The 17283-nt window shown below is 71.6% G+C and carries 15 protein-coding genes; 9 read left to right on the top strand and 6 right to left on the bottom strand.

What is annotated here, in order from left to right:
- Positions 1-124: 124 nt before the first annotated feature.
- Entirely contained in the window at positions 125-2113 is a 1989-nt protein-coding gene (locus ABS41_RS10855) for an SDR family oxidoreductase (protein ID WP_290594380.1), read from the top strand.
- A 24-nt stretch (positions 2114-2137) separates the two neighbouring features.
- Here the strand turns inward: ABS41_RS10855 and ABS41_RS10860 are convergent, their stop codons facing one another.
- The 3 genes from ABS41_RS10860 to ABS41_RS10870 form a co-directional block, all read right to left on the bottom strand.
- Positions 2138-3157 carry a restriction endonuclease gene (locus ABS41_RS10860; protein WP_290594382.1) on the bottom strand — a complete coding sequence of 340 codons (1020 nt, stop codon included), beginning with the start codon at positions 3155-3157 and terminating at the stop codon, positions 2138-2140.
- A 187-nt stretch (positions 3158-3344) separates the two neighbouring features.
- Positions 3345-3977, bottom strand: a complete 633-nt coding sequence (locus tag ABS41_RS10865) for a phasin family protein (RefSeq protein ID WP_290594384.1) — start codon at positions 3975-3977, stop codon at positions 3345-3347.
- A gap of 92 nt (positions 3978-4069) precedes the next feature.
- On the bottom strand, positions 4070-5332 hold the full coding sequence (locus ABS41_RS10870) for a patatin-like phospholipase family protein (RefSeq protein ID WP_290594386.1): 1263 nt from the start codon (positions 5330-5332) through the stop codon (positions 4070-4072).
- 100 nt (positions 5333-5432) lie between these two features.
- On the opposite strand from ABS41_RS10870, the gene ABS41_RS10875 reads away from it, so the two are divergent.
- Positions 5433-6200: a hypothetical protein gene (locus tag ABS41_RS10875; protein ID WP_290594387.1), complete on the top strand. Its 768-nt coding sequence runs from the start codon at positions 5433-5435 to the stop codon at positions 6198-6200.
- Here the strand turns inward: ABS41_RS10875 and ABS41_RS10880 are convergent.
- A complete protein-coding gene (locus tag ABS41_RS10880) occupies positions 6139-6420 on the bottom strand; it encodes a polyhydroxyalkanoic acid system family protein (protein WP_290594389.1) in 282 nt (93 codons plus the stop codon). The two genes, ABS41_RS10875 and ABS41_RS10880, sit on opposite strands and share 62 nt — an antisense overlap.
- Before the next feature lie 98 nt (positions 6421-6518).
- Here ABS41_RS10880 and ABS41_RS10885 point away from each other — a divergent pair, with 98 nt between their 5' ends.
- Positions 6519-7382 (top strand): FHA domain-containing protein, encoded by an 864-nt coding sequence (locus ABS41_RS10885; protein ID WP_290594391.1) that lies wholly within the window; start codon positions 6519-6521, stop codon positions 7380-7382.
- Here ABS41_RS10885 and ABS41_RS10890 read toward each other — a convergent pair.
- Positions 7370-7927: a protein-methionine-sulfoxide reductase heme-binding subunit MsrQ gene (locus ABS41_RS10890; protein WP_290594455.1), complete on the bottom strand. Its 558-nt coding sequence runs from the start codon at positions 7925-7927 to the stop codon at positions 7370-7372. The genes ABS41_RS10885 and ABS41_RS10890 overlap by 13 nt on opposite strands.
- A 47-nt stretch (positions 7928-7974) precedes the next feature.
- A complete protein-coding gene (gene msrP, locus ABS41_RS10895; RefSeq protein ID WP_290594392.1) occupies positions 7975-8946 on the bottom strand; it encodes a protein-methionine-sulfoxide reductase catalytic subunit MsrP in 972 nt (323 codons plus the stop codon).
- A gap of 76 nt (positions 8947-9022) precedes the next feature.
- On the opposite strand from msrP, the gene ABS41_RS10900 reads away from it, so the two are divergent.
- Genes ABS41_RS10900 through cmk form a run of 6 tightly spaced genes read left to right on the top strand, consistent with a single transcriptional unit; the run spans position 9023 to position 17217 of the window.
- Entirely contained in the window at positions 9023-11824 is a 2802-nt protein-coding gene (locus ABS41_RS10900) for an EAL domain-containing protein (protein WP_290594394.1), read from the top strand.
- A gap of 57 nt (positions 11825-11881) precedes the next feature.
- Entirely contained in the window at positions 11882-12967 is a 1086-nt protein-coding gene (serC, locus tag ABS41_RS10905; RefSeq protein ID WP_290594395.1) for a 3-phosphoserine/phosphohydroxythreonine transaminase, read from the top strand.
- A gap of 1 nt (position 12968) precedes the next feature.
- Complete coding sequence (gene pheA / locus ABS41_RS10910) at positions 12969-14075, top strand: prephenate dehydratase (RefSeq protein ID WP_290594397.1); 1107 nt, start codon at positions 12969-12971, stop codon at positions 14073-14075.
- Between the two features lie 2 nt (positions 14076-14077).
- Positions 14078-15193, top strand: a complete 1116-nt coding sequence (hisC, locus tag ABS41_RS10915; protein ID WP_290594399.1) for a histidinol-phosphate transaminase — start codon at positions 14078-14080, stop codon at positions 15191-15193.
- Positions 15190-16515 (top strand): 3-phosphoshikimate 1-carboxyvinyltransferase, encoded by a 1326-nt coding sequence (aroA, locus tag ABS41_RS10920; protein ID WP_290594400.1) that lies wholly within the window; start codon positions 15190-15192, stop codon positions 16513-16515. The genes hisC and aroA overlap by 4 nt, the downstream gene beginning before the upstream one ends.
- Positions 16516-16524: 9 nt before the next feature.
- On the top strand, positions 16525-17217 hold the full coding sequence (cmk, locus tag ABS41_RS10925; RefSeq protein WP_290594401.1) for a (d)CMP kinase: 693 nt from the start codon (positions 16525-16527) through the stop codon (positions 17215-17217).
- The last annotated feature ends 66 nt before the right edge of the window (positions 17218-17283 follow it).

The following is a 17283-nucleotide window of genomic DNA, read 5'->3' on the forward strand; positions in this document are numbered from 1 at the left end:
CCCGGTGATATCACGGCCCCCATGGTCGGTCAACGCGGGGTTTGCCGCGCGCGGTGGGCTCTGGCAATTTAGGCCGTGTAACCGGCCGTCCGGCCGGGCCACGGACACGGGCAGGGGAGAGGTCATGTCTTATTTCGTCACCGGCGCCACGGGTTTCATCGGGCGCTTCCTGGTCAGCAACCTGCTCAAGCGCAAGGGCACCATCCACGTGCTGCTGCGCAAGGGTTCCGAGAAGAAGCTCGACGCCATCGCCGCGTCGATGGGCTGGGACCGCAAGCGCATCGTGGTCGTCACGGGCGACCTGTCCAAGCCCAGGCTCGGCCTGCCGGCGGCCAGGATCAAGGCGCTGCAGGGCAAGGTGCAGCACTTCTTCCACCTGGCCGCCATCTACGACCTCTCGGCCGACGCGGCCTCGCAGCAGGTGGCCAACATCGACGGCACCCGCAACGCCATCGAGCTGGCCGGCGCGATCAAGGCCGGCTGCTTCCACCACACCAGCTCGATCGCCGCCGCCGGCCTCTACCCGGGCGTGTTCCGCGAGGACATGTTCGACGAGGCCGAGGGCCTGAAGGATCCCTACCTGCGCACCAAGCACGAGTCGGAAGGCATCGTGCGCAAGGAGTGCAAGGTGCCGTTCCGCATCTACCGCCCCTCGATGGTCATCGGCCACTCCAAGACCGGCGAGATGGACAAGATCGACGGCCCCTACTACCTGTTCACCCTGATCAAGAAGATGCGCCAGGCGCTGCCGCAGTGGGTGCCCACGCTGGGCATCGAGGGCGGGCGCATCAACGTGGTGCCGGTGGACTTCGTGGCCGACGCCATGGACCACATCGCCCACAAGAAGGGCCTGGACGGCCAGTGCTTCCACCTGGTCGACCCCGAGCCGATGCGCTTTGGCGAGCTGATGAACACCTTCTGCCGCGCCGCCCACGCGCCCGAGATGACCATGCGCCTCGACGCCCGCATGCTGGCCGTGGTGCCGGGCGCGGTCCGCAGCGCGGCGTTGAACCTGCCGCCGATCAAGCGCTTCACTAACATGGTCCTGCGCGACCTCAAGCTGCCGCCGCAGACGCTGTCGTTCATCACCTACCCGACGCGCTTCGACACCCGCGTCGCCGAGCGCGCCCTCAAGGGCAGCAAGGTGGAGCTGCCGCGGCTCGAGGACTACGCCTGGCGCATCTGGGACTACTGGGAGCGCCACCTCGACCCGGACCTGTTCATCGACCGCACCCTGCGCGGCCACGTGGCCGGCAAGGTGGTGCTGATCACCGGCGGTTCCTCGGGCATCGGCAAGGCCAGCGCCATCAAGGTGGCCGAGGCCGGCGCCAAGGTCATCATCGTCGCCCGCGGCCAGGAAGAGCTCTATGCCACCCGCGACGAGATCATCGCCGCCGGCGGCAAGTGCTGGGCCTACACCTGCGACCTGACCGACATGTCCAGCTGCGACGAGCTGGTCAGGACCGTGCTGGCCGAGCACAAGGCCGTGGACATCCTGGTCAACAACGCCGGCCGCTCGATCCGCCGCTCGGTCGAGCTCAGCTACGACCGCTTCCACGACTTCGAGCGCACCATGCAGCTCAACTACTTCGGCTGCCTGCGCCTGATCCTGGGCTTCCTGCCGGCCATGACCCAGCGCCGCAAGGGCCACGTCATCAACATCAGCTCGATCGGCGTGCTGGCCAGCTCGCCGCGCTTCTCGGCCTACGTGGCCTCCAAGGCCGCGCTCGACGCCTTCAGCCGCTGCGCCCAGGCGGAATTCAGCGGCAAGAACATCGCCTTCACCACCGTCAACATGCCGCTGGTGAAGACACCGATGATCGCCCCGACCAAGATGTACGAGTCGGTGCCCACGCTCACGCCCGACGAGGCCGCCGACCTGGTGGTCAAGGCCATCATCGAGCGGCCCAGCCGCGTGGCCACCCGCATGGGCATCTTCGCCGCCACGCTCAACGCGCTGGCGCCGAAGGCCTACGAGGTGATCATGAACACGGCCTTCGAGATGTTCCCCGACTCCGCCGCCGCCAAGGGCGACCGCAAGGCGCTCAAGGACGAGCAGCCGACCAACGAGCAGGTGGCCTTCGCCGCGCTGATGCGCGGCGTGCACTGGTAAGCGGGTTGGTGGGGCGGCGGTGCCTTACTGGCACTGCCGCCAGCGCACCGGGGCGGTGCTGTCGGACGGCGGCTCGAGCTGCAGGCGCGAATAGCGCAGCTCCTCGTACTGCACGAGGATGGCGCAGGCCTCGTTGACCAGGCCGGTATCGATGCCGTCGGCGCGGTGCATGCGGATGACGAGGGTCGACTGGGTCGACCAGGCCGCATTGTCGACCTGCTCGAGCGAGCCCACGGCACTGGCCGCGGCCAGGCGCCGCTCAATGCGTTCCTGCTCGGTGAGCGCCGCCACCTCGCGCAGTTCCCGCAGGGCCTCGTCGGCCTGGCGCGAAGCCTCGTCCGCGAAGCGCGGGGCGGTTTCGGCGGGAGCCGGGGCGTCCTCGCCGGCCGGCGTGGCCGGGCTGGCCGCCGGGGCCAGCACCGGGGCCGGTGGCAGCGGCGCGGCCGGCTGCATCAGGGTCGCGCCGCCGAACACCAGCAGGCCCAGCAACAGGCTGGCGGCGACGCCCACGCGCTGGCCCTTGCGGATCTCCTCGGCGGCCTGCTCGCGGATGGCCACTACCATCTGCGGCGGCGCGAAAGGCTCTACCTGCGGCCACAGGCTGTCGCCATCGGTGAGGTCGACGCCGTAGCGCCGGGCGAGGTCGCGGGCGAAACCTTCGGCGCTGCCCAGGGTCACCAGCATGCCGGTGGTCGCGCCCTGCAGCTGCACGCCGTTGGCGAAGTCGCGCACGTTGGCCTCGCCCAGGCGGTAGGCCGTGCCGTGCTTGTATCCCAGCAGGCAGCGCTCGTCGCCCTTGGCCAGCAGGAACTCGGCGCCACCGTCGCCCGGCTGGCGGCTGGAGGGCAATTCCTTGTAGCCCTTCTCCTCCATCGCCTGCAGCACCAGGCCGGCGCACTCGCGCCACTTCATGCCGGCCAGGGCCTGCACGCCGGCGCGGGTCTCGGCGCGACGGCGGCGATGCACGCCGAACCACCAGGTGCTGGCCGCGAGTGCGACGAGGGTGGCGCCGATGGCGGCGACGAGCGGGCTGAGGCCGAACATCAATGGACTCCGGGGGCGGTCTGGCAGGTGCCAGAGGATAACGCGGAAACCCGGCGGCCCGGGACCGGGGACCAGACGCACGAAGCCCGGCTTTCGCCGGGCTTCGTGGTGCATCAAAACCGTCCGCCAGCCAGAAACCGCAAGGGGAGGGAGCGAGCGGGTCCTGCTTGGCTGGCGGACGGAAAGGTCAGCCGGCCTGCTGCGGCGCGACCGGCTTGGGGGCCTTGGGCAGTGCGCGCTTGCGGGTGGGCTTGGCGGCGGCCGGCTTGGCCTTGGCGGCCTTGGGCCTGGACGCGGCCTTCGCGGCCGGCTTCTTCGCGGCGGGCTTGGCCTTGGCGCTGGCGCGGCCGGCCGGCTTGGAGAGCTTGCGCAGCTCGGCGTTGAGTTCGTTTACGCGCTGGGTGAGCTCGGCCAGGTCCTCGCGGCCGGGCACGCCCAGGCGGTTGAGGGCGCGCTGCACGCGGGTCTCGAACACGTTCTCGAGGCGGTCCCAGGTGTCGACGGCGCGCTCGCGCACCACGCCGACGCGGTCCTCGACGGCGTCGCGCACCGCATCGACCTTGCCGGTGGCGAGCTTGCGGGTGCTCTGCTCGATGCTCATGCCTTCCTTCACCAGGGCCTCGAACAGCTTCGAGCCTTCGCCCTGGGCGCGGTGGAAGGCGCCCATGCCGGCCATCCAGATCTGCTGGGCGGAACCGACGATCGAGCGCGACACCTGCTCGGCGCGGGCCTGCAGCTCGGCGGCGGGGGTGGCGGACTTGCCGGTGGCGCGCTTGGCGCCGGCGGACTTGGAGCGGACGTTCTTCTTGAGCTTGGCCATGGTGCTTGACTCCCTGGGAATGCGGTCCGGCTTGCCGCCGGTTTCGGCCAATTTCGGCCGATTGTCTAGAGTTTTCACACCAAGGCCGCGACTCAGCGGCGGCGGCTGGTGCCGGTCCGGCGGCGGTTGGGGCGGCGCGCGCGCACCAGCATGTCAACGTCGTCGAGGGCGCGGCGCAGGCGGGCGGTGGTTTCGGTGGGCTTCGCCGCCAGGCCCAGGCCGTCCATGATCGAGGCGGCCGGGTTGTCGAGCACCGACTGGCGCAGCGACAGGCCGTGGCGGGCCAGCACCGGGGCCAGTTCGTCGCGGCGGCGGCGCAGGTCGTTGAGCGTGGAGCGGAAGGCGTGCTCGGTGACGCGCTGGCGCGAGGAGTAGCTGAAGACGTTGGTGAAGAACATCTCGCCGTCGTCCTCGTTGGGCTCGAACACGACCTGGTCGACGTCGGGGTAGCGCTCGGCGTATTTCTCCAGGCCCACGCGCATGCGCGACTGCAGCAGGGTGCGGAAGGTCTGGGAGAGCACCACCGGCAGGCCGCCCTCGCTGAGCTTGTCCATGCCGTCGGGCGGGCGGCCGGCGGTCTTGGCGTTGAAGGGCACGAAGGGGTTCACGCCCAGCATCAGGTCGATGCCGTGGTCGAGCACCACCGAAGCATGCATGGTGCGGCGCAGGGCGCCGTCGACGAAGTGGTGGCCGCGGATGTCCACCGGCGGGTACAGGCCGGGCAGGGCGGAGCTGGCCTGGACGGCGCGCGAGATGCTCACGTCGTCCCAGCCGGGGCTGCCGAAGCGCACCGCTTCGCCGCTGTCGAGGTCCACCGCCACCACGTAGAGCTTGGCGGCCAGCTCGCGGAAGTCGTTGCTGCGGCCGCGGATGGTGAACACCTCGCGCAGGAAGCGCTCGATGCCGCGGTTGTCGAACAGGCCGGTGGGGATGGCGCCGCCGAAGCGGCCGACCAGCTCGCTCAGGTGCGAGCCGGTCGGGTCGGTGAGCAGGTCCTTCCACCAGTCGAAGGCCAGGCGCGGCACCGCCGCGGCGCGGCGCAGGTATTCCATGAAGGCCGGGCGCAGGAACATCTGCGGCTGGAACTTCACCTGGTCGCTGTCGCCGGTGATGAAGATGCGGCACATCTCGGCGGTGTCGAGGCGATTGGCCAGGCCCGCGGCGAGGAAGGCGCCCGAGCTCACGCCCACGTAGACCTCCAGCCGGGTCAGGTCCAGGCCCTCGATGGCCACGTCGAGCGCGCGCAGGGCGCCGAGCTCGTACATGCCGCCGATCGGCCCGCCGCCGGCGATGGCCAGCCCGATGCGGCCCTGGCTGGGCGGTTGGCGCTTCCGGGCGGGTTGCAGAACCAGCATGCTATGGAGGACTCCCGAGATGACCGGCCGATTGTAGCCGCTGCCGAGCCCGCCCCGCTGTGAACCCCTGCACGCGTCCGTCCAACCCCGCCCTAACGGCATGAGCCAGGTCCTGCGCCAGCGCATCGGGCACCGGCTGGCCTGGCAGCAGGCCATCAACGACCCGCGCCGCGAGCCGCGCAACCGGCTGCCGCAGCTTCGGGCGCTGCAGTCGTGGCAGGCGGCGCGCCTGGCCGGCAGCTTCACCGACTTCCTGGCCGACCCGCGCATGCGCCCGGCGGCCGAATTCTTCCTCACCGACCTGTACGGCGAGCGCGACTTCTCCGGCCGCGACCGCGACGTGGCCCGGATCATGCCGCTGATGGCGCGCCTGCTGCCCGATTCGCTGGTGGCCGCGGCGGCCGACGCGATCGGCCTGGCCGTGCTCAGCCACGCCTTCGACCTGCGCATGGCCGAGGCGCTGGCGCGGCGGCCGCGGCCGGACGATCCGATCAGCCTGGCCGACTACGGCGAGGCCTACCGGGCCACCGGCTGCCCGCGCCTGCGCCGTCGGCAGATCGAGATGATCCTGGGTGTGGGCTGGACCCTGGACGCGGCGGTGAAGAAGCACGGCGTGTACAAGCTGCTGCGCGCCTCGCGCCTGCCGGCGCGGGCGGCCGGGCTGAGCGAGCTGCAGGGATTCCTCGAGCGCGGCTTCGCGGCCTTCGATGCGCTCGGCGGCGCCGGCGATTTCCTCGAAGCCATCGGCCACCGCGAGCGCGAGGCATCGCGGCGACTGTTCGCGGGCCACCCGGACCCGTTCGGGATTACGCCGGGCCGAACTCGCGGTCGAGGTACTGGTGGATCTCGCGCTCGATCGGGCCCTTGATGGCGAACAACAGGAAGCCCAGGGTCGCGGTGACGCGGACCTCCTTGGCGCCAACGGCGATGTGGCCGTCCACGCCGCCGCGCGAGAACTGCATCGTGTCGCCGTCCCAGCCGTACTCGACGTCGAACTTCTCGGCCAGGTGTTCGGCCACGCGCTCGATGGCGGCCTTGGCCTCCTTGACCGGGCGGCCGTGCTTGCGACGGATGTCGATGTGGGACATGGGTTCCTCCTTGGCGGCCTATTCTGCGCGGACAAGCCGTATCCACCAAGCATGGCCGGGGACCGGGCCATGCTAGATTCGCGGTCGGAGGAGGCCGGATGCAACTGACGTTCCCGAATGGCGAACACCCCAACGTGCCACTGCAGGGCGAGGTTGCCGTCGGCAGCCGCGCCGGCCTGCGCGTGAGCCTGCCGGGCAGCGGGCTGGCCCCGCACCACGCCAGCTTCCTCAGCGACCGTCGCGGCCTGTGGCTGCGCGTGCCCAACGGCGCGCCGGCCGTGCACCTCAACGCCCGGCCCGTGCAGCGCCTGGCCCAGCTGCGCGCCGGCGACCTGGTCTGCCTGGACGCCTTGCGCGTGGTGGTGCGCGCCGACGACCAGCCGGCGATCGATCGCCAGATTCCCGCCAGCGCGCCCGCCCCCCTGGGCGAGGCCCAGCGCGTGGCCGCCGCGCGGGTGGTGCTGCGCGGGCTCAGCGGCGCCCACTTCGGGCGCAGCTACACCCTGACCGAGCCGCGCGTGTTCGGCCGCTCGCCGGCCGCCGACGTGCGCCTGGACGACCCGGCCGTGGCCGAGCGCCACGCCGTGGTCGAACTCCACGGCGACCGCGTCGTGCTCCGTGCGATGGCGAACGGGGGCGAAACGACCCTGGTCAACGGCGTACCGGTGCGCGATGCCATGCTGGCGCCGGGCGACCAGCTGGTCATCGAGCAGCATCGTTTCGTGCTCGAGGCCCCGGGCCTGCCGCCGCGCGGCCAGTCCAGCCTGGGCAAGTCGGCGGCCAACCCGCACACCCAGACCATGAAGGCCGTGAACGTGGCGGTCGCCAAGGACCCGGTCCCGGCGCCGGACGCTCCCGAGCCGGCGCCCGCCACCCGCGATCCGGGTGCGCTGTGGTGGCTGATCGCCGCCGCGATGGTGCTGGGCGCGGCGCTGACGGCGTTGCTCGTCTACGCGCCCTGAGCCGGGGCGGCCCCGCGCCGCCAGCGCCAGCGCAGGCCCAGCAGCAAGGCCAGGATCGCCGCGTAGACCAGCGGCTCGCGCAGGTCGGCCTTCACCAGCCACAGGTAATGCAGCACCGCCAGCACGGCGGCGGCGTAGACCAGCTTGTGCAGCTGGCCCCAGCGTCGACCCAGTCGCCGCATCCAGCCCCGGGTGGAGGTCAGCGCCAGCGGGACCAGCAGCAGCCAGGCGCTGAATCCCAAGGTGATGTAGGGCCGTTTGGCGAGGTCGTCGAACACCTGGGTCCAGTAGCCGCCCAGGTCCAGCACCAGCCAGGTGGCCAGGTGCAGGCAGGCATAAAAGAAGGCGTACAAGCCGACCAGCCGGCGGAAGCGGATCGGCCAGGCCTGGCCGCTGAACCGGCGCAGCGGCGTCAGCGCCAGCCCGAGCAGCAGCAGGCGCAGCGCCCAGGTGCCGGTGTCGTGGGTGATGCGCGCCACCGGGTCGGCGCCGAGCGTGTCGTTGGCGATGCCCAGCACCAGAATGGCCAGCGGCCACAGGGCCAGCGCGTGGGCGCCGGCCTTGAGCCCGACCCAACGCCAGTCAATGCCGCCTAGAACCACTTGCGCAGGTCCATGCCGGTGTAGAGCGGCGCGACGTGCTCGGCGTAGCCGTTGAAGGGCAGGGTGGGGATGCGGTTGGCGAACACGCGGTTGCCGTCGCCGGCGATGCGGCGCTCGCTGGCCTGGCTCCAGCGCGGGTGGTCCACGGCCGGGTTCACGTTCGAGTAGAAGCCGTATTCACTGGGCTGGGACTGGTTCCAGCTGGTGGGCGGCATGCGCTCGGTGAACTCGATGCGCACGATCGACTTGATGCTCTTGAAGCCGTACTTCCATGGCACCACCAGTCGCAGCGGCGCGCCGTTCTGGTTCGGGAGCGGCTTGCCGAAAAGGCCGGTGGCCAGCAGCGAGAGCGGGTGCATGGCCTCGTCCATGCGCAGGCCCTCGCGGTAGGGCCAGTCCAGCACCGGCCAGCGCAGGCCGGGCATCTGGTCGCGCTCGGCGAGCGTGGTGAACGCCACGTACTTCGCTTTCGAGGTCGGGCGGAAGCGCGCCAGCACCTCGCCCAGCGGCACGCCTTCCCAGGGCAGCACCATCGACCAGCCCTCGACGCAGCGCAGTCGGTAGATGCGCTCCTGCACCGCGTGCGGGCGCAGGAAGTCCTCGAGCGGGAATACGCCGGTGACCTCGGCCTCGCCGCCCACCACGACCATCCAGGGGCTGGGCCTGAGTGTGTGCGCGTTCTGGGCCGGGTCGGCCTTGCCGGTGCCGAACTCGTAGAAGTTGTTGTAGGTGGTGGCGTCGCGCTCGGTGGTCAGCGTCTCGCGGGTGCGAAAGCCATCGGGGGTGTCGGTGGGCGCCGGTGCCGGAGCCGCCGCGGTGGGCGCGTCCTCGGCGCCGGCGCAGCCGGCCAGGGCCAGCAGGGGACTGGCCAGGCCCAGGCCCATCAGTTCGCGGCGACGGCGATAGACGCCTTCCGGGGTGATCTCCGAAGCCGGGGGACGGGGATAGCGGTAGCGACTCATGTTCGGTTCTCCTTCACGCCGCGCAGGACCGGAGGGGGTGGCATACTGCCTCCAGTGGGGGCCAGCGGGGGATCGGATGCGCCTGGTCGATGCGTTCCAATCGTCCACCAGCGTGGTCGCGGTGATGCGTGCCAGCGACGGGGTCTTCCTCGGCGTCAACCCTGCGTTCGAGCGTAGCACCGGCTACCGTCGCGACCAGGTGACAGGCCGCTTGCCGGTGGAGATCGGGCTGTGGCCCGACCCGGCCTTCCGCTCGCAGATCTGGAGCCTGCTGCGCGGCGACCATCGCGCGGTGGCGCTGCCGATGCACCTGCGCCACGCCGACGGCCGCATCCTGCCGGGGCACCTGAATGTCGAATTCGCCACCGACGCCGACGGCGAAACGGTGGTGTTCTGCCTGCTGCACCTGGCCACCGAACCGGCCGCGCCCGGGGAAACGGCGCCGTCGGCGCCGCCGGGCTTCTACCGCGCGCTCTACCTCGCCGCCTCCGAGGGCATCTACCGCAGCTTGCCGGGCGGCGGTTTCCTGGACGTGAACCCGGCGATGGCGCGCATCCTGGGCTACGACTCGCCCGCGCAGCTGCTGCAGGAAGTGGCCCGCGAAGCATCGAGCCTTTACGTCGACCCGGAGTCGGCCACCCATTTCCATACCCGCCTGCAGGCCGGCGAGCGGCTCGAGCGCGTCCGCGCCCGCGTGCGCCGGCGCGACGGCGGGATCATCTGGGTCAGCGAGAATGCCCGCGGCATCTTCGACGAGCAGGGCAAGGTGCTGTTCTACGAAGGCTCGCTGGTCGACATCACCGCCCAGGTCGAGGCCGAGGAGGCGCTGCGGCAATCGCGCACGCTCTACCAGGTGCTGGTGGAAAACAGCCGCGACGGCGTCTTCCTCATCCAGCGCGGCAAGGTCGCGTTCGCCAACCAGGCCCTGGCCAGCATCCTCGGCTACGAGGTGCCGGAGCTGACCGGCATGGACTACATGTCGCTCGTCGACCCCGCCGACATCGAGGCGCAGATGGCGCGCCGGGCGGCCCGCGAGGCGGGCTCGCCCGCGCCGCAGGTGTACGAGGTGCGGCTGCGCCGGCGCGACGGCCGGGTGATCCTGTGCGAGGTGCGCGCCGACGCCGTGCAGTACGAAGGCGACATCGCCTCCACCGGCACCCTGCGCGACGTCACCGAGGAGCGCGCCCGCCAGCGCGCCATCGAGGACGCCGAGCGGCGCTACCGCACCCTGGTCGAACACAGCCAGGTCGGCGTGTTCATCATGGACGGCGACCGCTACACCTATGCCAACACCGCCTTCACCCAGATGCTGGGCCTGGGCGAGGGCGAACTGGTGGGCCGCGGGTACCGCGAGATCATGGCGCCCGAGGCGGTGCCGGCCTCGGAGCAGCGCGACCGCGACCGCGCCGCCGGGCGGCCGGTGCCCTCGGATTTCGAAACCTGCCTGCTGCACCGCGACGGGCGGCGGGTGTTCGTGCGGGTGAGCATCGGGCCGGTCGAGCTCGACGGGGTCGAGCACCTCACCGGCACGGTGCTCGACGTCACGCGCCAGCGCGAGGCCGAGTCGCGGCTGCGCTTCCACGCCACCCACGACCCGCTCACCGGCTTGCCCAACCGCATGCTGTTCAACCAGAAGCTGGCCGGCGCGATGCTGGCGGCCGGGCGCGCGGGCGGGCAGCCCTATGCCGTGCTCTTCCTCGACCTCGACGGCTTCAAGTGGGTCAACGACAGCCTCGGCCACGGCGCCGGCGACGGCCTGCTGGTGCAGATCGCCCGGCGCCTTGAGGACAGCCTGCTCCAGGACGTGCTGATCGCCCGCTACGGCGGCGACGAGTTCACGCTGCTGCCCGAAGGGCCCTGCGACGAGGCGCGGGCCGCCGCCATCGCGCGCCAGGTGATCGCGCTGTTCGAGCAGCCTTTCGATGCCGGCGGCCAGCAGGTGTTTTCCTCGGCCAGCCTGGGCATCGTGCTCGGGCGACCCGACTACGAGTCGCCCGAACAGGTGCTGCGGGACGCCGACACGGCGATGTACCGGGCCAAGTCGGCCGGCAAGTCGGGTTTCGTGGTGTTCGACGAAGGCATGCACCAGCAGGCCCTGAGCCGCCTGCAGCTCGAGACCGACCTGCGCCTGGCCTTCGAACGCGCCGAGTTCCGCGTGCACTACCAGCCCATCATCGAACTGGCCAGCGGCCGCCTGGTCGGCGCCGAAGCGCTGGTGCGCTGGCTGCACCCGCGCCGGGGCCTGCTGGCGCCGGCTGAATTCCTGCCGCTGGCCGAAGAAAGCGGCCTGATCACCCAGCTCGACGCCTGGGTGCTGGGCGAGGCCTGCGCCCAGCTCGGGCAGTGGCGGCAGGTGGCGCCGGGGCTGTCGATGAACGTCAACGTGGACGAGCGCCAGATGGTGGCGCCCGGCCTGGTCGACGAAGTGCTGGCGCTGCTTCACCGGCACCAGCTGCCCGCCGACAGCCTGCGGCTCGAGGTCACCGAAACGGCCTTCCGCTCCGGCCGCGGCGAGGCCGAGCGGCACCTGCTTTCGCTCAAGGCGATTGGCGTCGGCCTGGTGGTGGACGACTTCGGCACCGGCTATTCCTCGCTCGAATCGTTCGCGTCCTCGCCCTTCGATGCGCTCAAGATGGACCAGGTGTTCATCCGCGACATCGAAACCAACCCGCGCCACCGCGCCATCGTGCGCACCATCAACGGCTTCGCCGGCGAGCTGGGCCTGGCCCTGACCGCCGAAGGCATCGAAACCGAGGGCCAGCGTGAGATGCTGCGCGCCATCGGCTGCCAGTTCGGGCAGGGCTTCCTGTTCTCGCGGGCGCTGCCGCCCGAGCAATTCGAGCAAATGCTCTCGGCCGGGGCGGGCATCGTCGGATGAACTTCCGGGGCCAATCGGCCCCGTGCTAACGTCCCGACCATTCCCACGAGGTGAACGATGTCACGCGCGTACAACTTCAGCGCCGGCCCGGCCGCGCTGCCCGAGCCCGTCCTGCGGCAGGTCCGGGACGAACTGCTGGAGTGGCGCGACGAGCGCGCGTCGGTCATGGAGGTCAGCCACCGCGGCAAGGCCTTCATCGAGTGCGCCGCCGAGGCCGAGCGCGACCTGCGCGAGCTGATGGCCATCCCGGCCGACTACCACGTGCTGTTCCTGCAGGGCGGCGCCACCACGCTCTCGGCCCTGCTGGCGCTGAACCTGGCCCGTGCCGACCAGACCGCCGACATCGTGCTCACCGGCCACTGGGGCGAGAAGGCGCTCGAGAACATGAAGCCCTCGCTGCAGGTGAACGTGGCCGCCACGGCCAAGGCCGGCGGCTACACCGGCCTGCCGGCCCGCGAGGGCTGGCGGTTGACCCCGGGCGCCGCCTTCCTGCACTACACGCCGAACGAAACCATCCACGGCGTCGAGTTCCACGACATCCCCGACGCGGTCGACGCGCCGCTGGTGGCCGACGTGTCCTCGAACTTCCTTTCCGCGCCGGTCGACGTCTCGCGCTTCGGCGTGCTCTACGGCGGCGCCCAGAAGAACCTGGGGCCCTCGGGCCTGTCGATCGCCATCGTGCGCAAGGACCTGCTCGGCAAGCACGGCCGGGCCCTGCCGCCGATCTTCGAGCTCGAGAACCAGGCGAAGAACGACTCGATGTTCAACACCCCGCCCACCTTCGCTTGGTACGTGCTGGGCCTGGTGCTCAAGTGGGTGCGCGCCGAAGGCGGCGCCGCGGCCATGGGCGAGCGCAACCGGCGCAAGGCCGCGAACCTCTACGCGGCCATCGACGGCTCGGGCGGTTTCTACCGCAACCCGGTCGAACCGGCCGCGCGTTCGTGGATGAACGTGCCTTTCTTCCTGCCCGACGAGGCGCGCGAGAAGGCCTTCCTCAAGGAAGCCGACGCGGCCGGCCTGCTGGGCCTGAAGGGCCACCGCGCCGTGGGCGGCATCCGCGCCTCGATCTACAATGCGATGCCCGAGGCGGGCGTGCAGGCCCTGGTCGACTTCATGGCCGACTTCGCCCGGCGCAACGGCTGAGATGGCGCCGCGCGGCAAGTCGAAGCCGGCGGGTCCCGAACTGGCGCAGGTGCGCGAGCGCATCGACGCCATCGACCGGCAGATCCAGGCCCTGATCGCCGAGCGGGCCGTGTTCGCCCGCCAGGTCGGCAAGGCCAAGGGCGAGCTGGCGGCCGCCGTGGATTACTACCGGCCCGAGCGCGAGGCGCAGGTGCTCCGGCGCGTGCTCGACCGCAACGACGGGCCGTTGCCGGACGAGGTCCTGCTGCGCTTGTTCCGCGAAATCATGTCGGCCTGCCTGGCCCAGCAGGAGCCGCTGAAGGTCGGCTACCTGGGCCCCGAAGGCACGTTTTCGCAGCAGGCGCTGCACAAGCACTTCGGGCATTCGGCCAAGGGCCTGCCGCTGGCGAGCATCGAGGAGGTGTTCCAGGAGGTCGAGGCCGGCCATGCCGACTTCGGGGTGGTGCCGGTCGAGAACTCGGGGCAGGGCACCATCCAGTCCACCCTGGACATGTTCCTCACCTCGCCGCTGCGCATCTGCGGCGAGGTCGAGCTGGCGGTGCACCAGTACCTGATGTCGCGCACCGGCCGCATCGAGGACATCGAGCGGGTGTATTCGCACCCCATGTCGCTGGCCCAGGCCCGCGCCTGGCTGCGCCAGCACCTGCCCAAGGCCGAGAAGCTCGCGGTCTCGAGCAATGCCGAGGCGGCCCGGCGCGCCCGCCAGTCCGACGACGCCGCCGCCATCGCCGGTGAAAACGCCGGGCATGTCTACGGCCTGCGCACCATTGCCGGCCCGATCGAAGACCGTCCCGACAACACCACCCGGTTCCTGGTCCTGGGGCGCGAGCTGCTGCCGGCCTGCGGACACGACCGCACCTCGTTGCTGGTGTACGTGCGCGACCAGCCGGGCGCGCTCTACAACGTGCTCAGCCCGTTCGCGCGGCACGGCGTGAGCATGAACCGCATCGAATCGCGGCCGGCCCACACCGGCCGCTGGCAGTACGCGTTCTTCATCGACGTCGGCGGCCATGTCGACGACGCCCCGGTGGCCGCCGCGCTGTCGGAGCTGGGCGAGTACGCCGCCGACATCCGCGTGCTCGGCGCCTATCCCGTGGCCCTGGGCTGAGCATGGACGAGGCCGGATTCCTGGCGCTGGCACGCCCGGGGCTGCGCACGCTGCGGCCCTACGATCCCGGGCTGGACCTGGTGGCGCTGCGCCGCGACTGCCCGGGCCTGGTGGAGCTGGGCTCGAACGAAAACGCGCTGGGCTGCAGCCCGGCCGCCCGCGCGGCGGCGCAGGCGGCGCTGGAGCAGGTGCACCGCTACCCCGATCCATCCGGTGGTGCGCTCAAGTCGGCGCTGGCCGGTGCGCTCGGTGTCGGTTCGGAGCAACTGATGCTGGGCAATGGCTCGCACGAGCTGCTGATGATGCTGGCCCAGGCTTTTGCCGGGCCCGGCGACGAGGTGCTCGCCTCGCGCTTCGGTTTCGCGGTTTACGGCCTGGCGGCCCAGGCCTGCGGCGCCCGGTTCGTGCAGGCCCCGGCGCTGCCGGCCGGGCACGCCATGCCCCTGGGCCACGACCTCGACGCGCTGGCGGCGGCGGTCGGGCCGGACACGCGGCTGCTCTACCTGGCCAATCCGAACAACCCCACCGGTACCTGGTTCCCGCGCGCGGCCCTGGAGGGACTGCTTGCGGCGCTGCCGCCGCGCCTGCTCGTGGTCGTGGACGAGGCCTACCACGAGTACACCACCGACCCGGCGCTGCAGAGTGCGGTCGGGCTGCTGCCGCGCTTCCCGAACCTGGTGGTGACGCGCACCTTCTCCAAGGCCCACGGCCTGGCCGGCCTCCGACTGGGCTACCTGGTCGCGGCGCGCGGCCTGGTGGCGGTGATGGAGCGCCTGCGCGAATCGTTCAACGCCAATGGCCCGGCGCTGGCCGCGGCGGTGGCGGCCCTGGCGGACACGGCCCACCTGGCCCGGGTACGCCAGGCCAACGCGGCAGCGCGCGAGGCGCTGTCGGCGGCGCTCAAGGCGCGCGGACTGGCGGTGTCGCCGTCCCAGGCCAACTTCCTGCTCGTGGCGTTCGGGCGCGACGCCGGCGCGATCGAGGCCGGGCTGGTTGCCCGCGGCGTGGTGCCGCGGCCGATGGCCGGCTACGGCTTGCCGGACTGCCTGCGCCTGACGGTGGGCACGCCGGAGGACAACCAGCGCCTGCTGCAGGCGCTCGACGAGGCAATGGCATGAACGGCAAGACCTTGGACTGGCTGGCCGGCCCCGGCGCCCCGCTGCAGGGCGCGATTTGCGGGCCCGGGGACAAGTCGGTTTCGCACCGGGCGGTGATGTTGGGGGCGCTGGCGGAGGGCGTTTCCGAGGTCGAGGGTTTCCTCGAGGGTGAGGACACGCGCGCCACCGCGGCCATCCTGGGCCGGCTGGGCGTTCGCTTCGAGGCGCCGGGCGACGGCCTGCGGCGCATCCACGGCGTGGGCCTGCACGGCCTGCGCGGCGCGGATGGTCCGCTCGACTGCGGCAATGCCGGCACCGGCATGCGGCTGCTGGCCGGCCTGCTGGCGGGCCAGGCCTTCGACAGCACCCTGGTGGGCGATGCCTCGCTCTCGCGCCGGCCGATGGGCCGGGTGATCGAGCCGCTGCGGCGCATGGGCGCCCGTATCGAGGCGGGCGAGGGCGGGTTGCCGCCACTTATAATTTACGCGAGTAATGGCCTGCAAGCTATTGATTATGAACTTCCTGTTGCCAGCGCGCAGGTTAAATCGGCGGTGCTGCTGGCGGGCCTGTACGCCCGCGGCGAGACCCGCGTCCGCGAGCCGCACCCGACCCGCGATTACACCGAGCGCATGCTGGCCGCGTTCGGCTGGCCCATCCGGTTTTCCCCGGGCGACGCCCGCCTCGAGGGCGGGCACCGGCTGCGCGCCACCCGCGTGCTCGTGCCGGCCGACTTCTCCTCGGCGGCCTTTTTCCTGGTCGCGGCCTCGGTGGTGCCGGGTTCGGACCTGCTGCTGCGCCGGGTCGGCATGAACCCGCGCCGCACCGGCCTGCTGGCCGCGCTGCGGGCCATGGGCGCCGACATCACCGAGACGCCGGCCGGCGAGCAGGGCGGCGAGCCGGTGGCCGACCTGCGCGTCCGCCACGCCCGCCTGCGCGGCATCTCCGTGCCCGAGGCCCTGGTGCCGGACATGATCGACGAGTTCCCGGCCCTGTTCGTGGCCGCCGCGCTGGCCGAGGGTGAAACCCGGGTCAGCGGCGCGGCCGAGCTGCGGGTGAAGGAGTCCGACCGCATCGCCACCATGGCCGCGGCCCTGCGTGCGCTGGGCGCCGACATCGAAGAAGCACCCGACGGCGCGCTCATCCGCGGCGGCCGGCTGCACGGCGGCGAGGTGCACAGCCACGGCGACCACCGCATCGCCATGGCCATGGCCGTGGCGGCCCAGCGGGCCGAAGGCGAGGTGCGCATCACCGACTGCGCCAACGTCGCCACGTCGTTCCCGGGCTTCGCGGCGCTGGCCGGCGGGGTCGGTTTCGGCCTGCAGGAAACGGCGGGGCTCGGCTAGAATCGCCCCATGCCACGCATCCCCGTTCTGACCATCGATGGGCCCTCCGGCTCCGGCAAGGGCACCATCAGCCGGGCCGTGGCCGAGCGCCTGGGCTGGCACTACCTCGACTCGGGCGCGATCTACCGCGCCGTCGGCCTGGCCGCCGCCTGGGAGGGCGTGGACCTGAGCGACCCCGAGGCCGTGGCCCAGTGCGCCAGCCGGACCGAAATCCGCTTCGAGACGGCCGGGGAGGGCGAACCCCACATCATCGTCAACGGCAAGGACGCCACCCGCCAGCTGCGCATGGAAACCGCCGGCGCCGCGGCTTCGGCCATCGCCGCCCACCCGCCGGTCCGGGCCGCCCTGGTGGATCTGCAGCACCGCTTCCGGCGGGCCCCGGGCCTGGTGGCCGACGGCCGGGACATGGGCACGGTGATCTTCCCGGACGCCCCCTACAAGGTCTTCCTCACGGCCAGCGCCGAGGAGAGGGCCAAAAGGCGCCATAAGCAGTTGAAGGAAAAAGGGGTTTCGGTTAATCTTGACAGTCTGCTGCACGAAATCGCCGCTCGCGACGAGCGCGATGCCGGGCGTGCGGTGGCGCCCCTGAAACCCGCGGACGACGCGGTCATCCTGGACTCCACCGGCTCGCCCATCACCGAGGTGATCGAGCGCGTGCTGTCGGTGCTGCCGGAAAAACTCAGGCAGCCCCGGCAGGCTTGATCGCCCCGGCGCATCCGCACCCGCGGGCGCGACTTCCGAAGCAGGCAAACGTCCCGCGCCCGATGG

The organism is Arenimonas sp. SCN 70-307 (assembly GCF_001724815.1).
Lineage (GTDB): Bacteria > Pseudomonadota > Gammaproteobacteria > Xanthomonadales > Xanthomonadaceae > Arenimonas.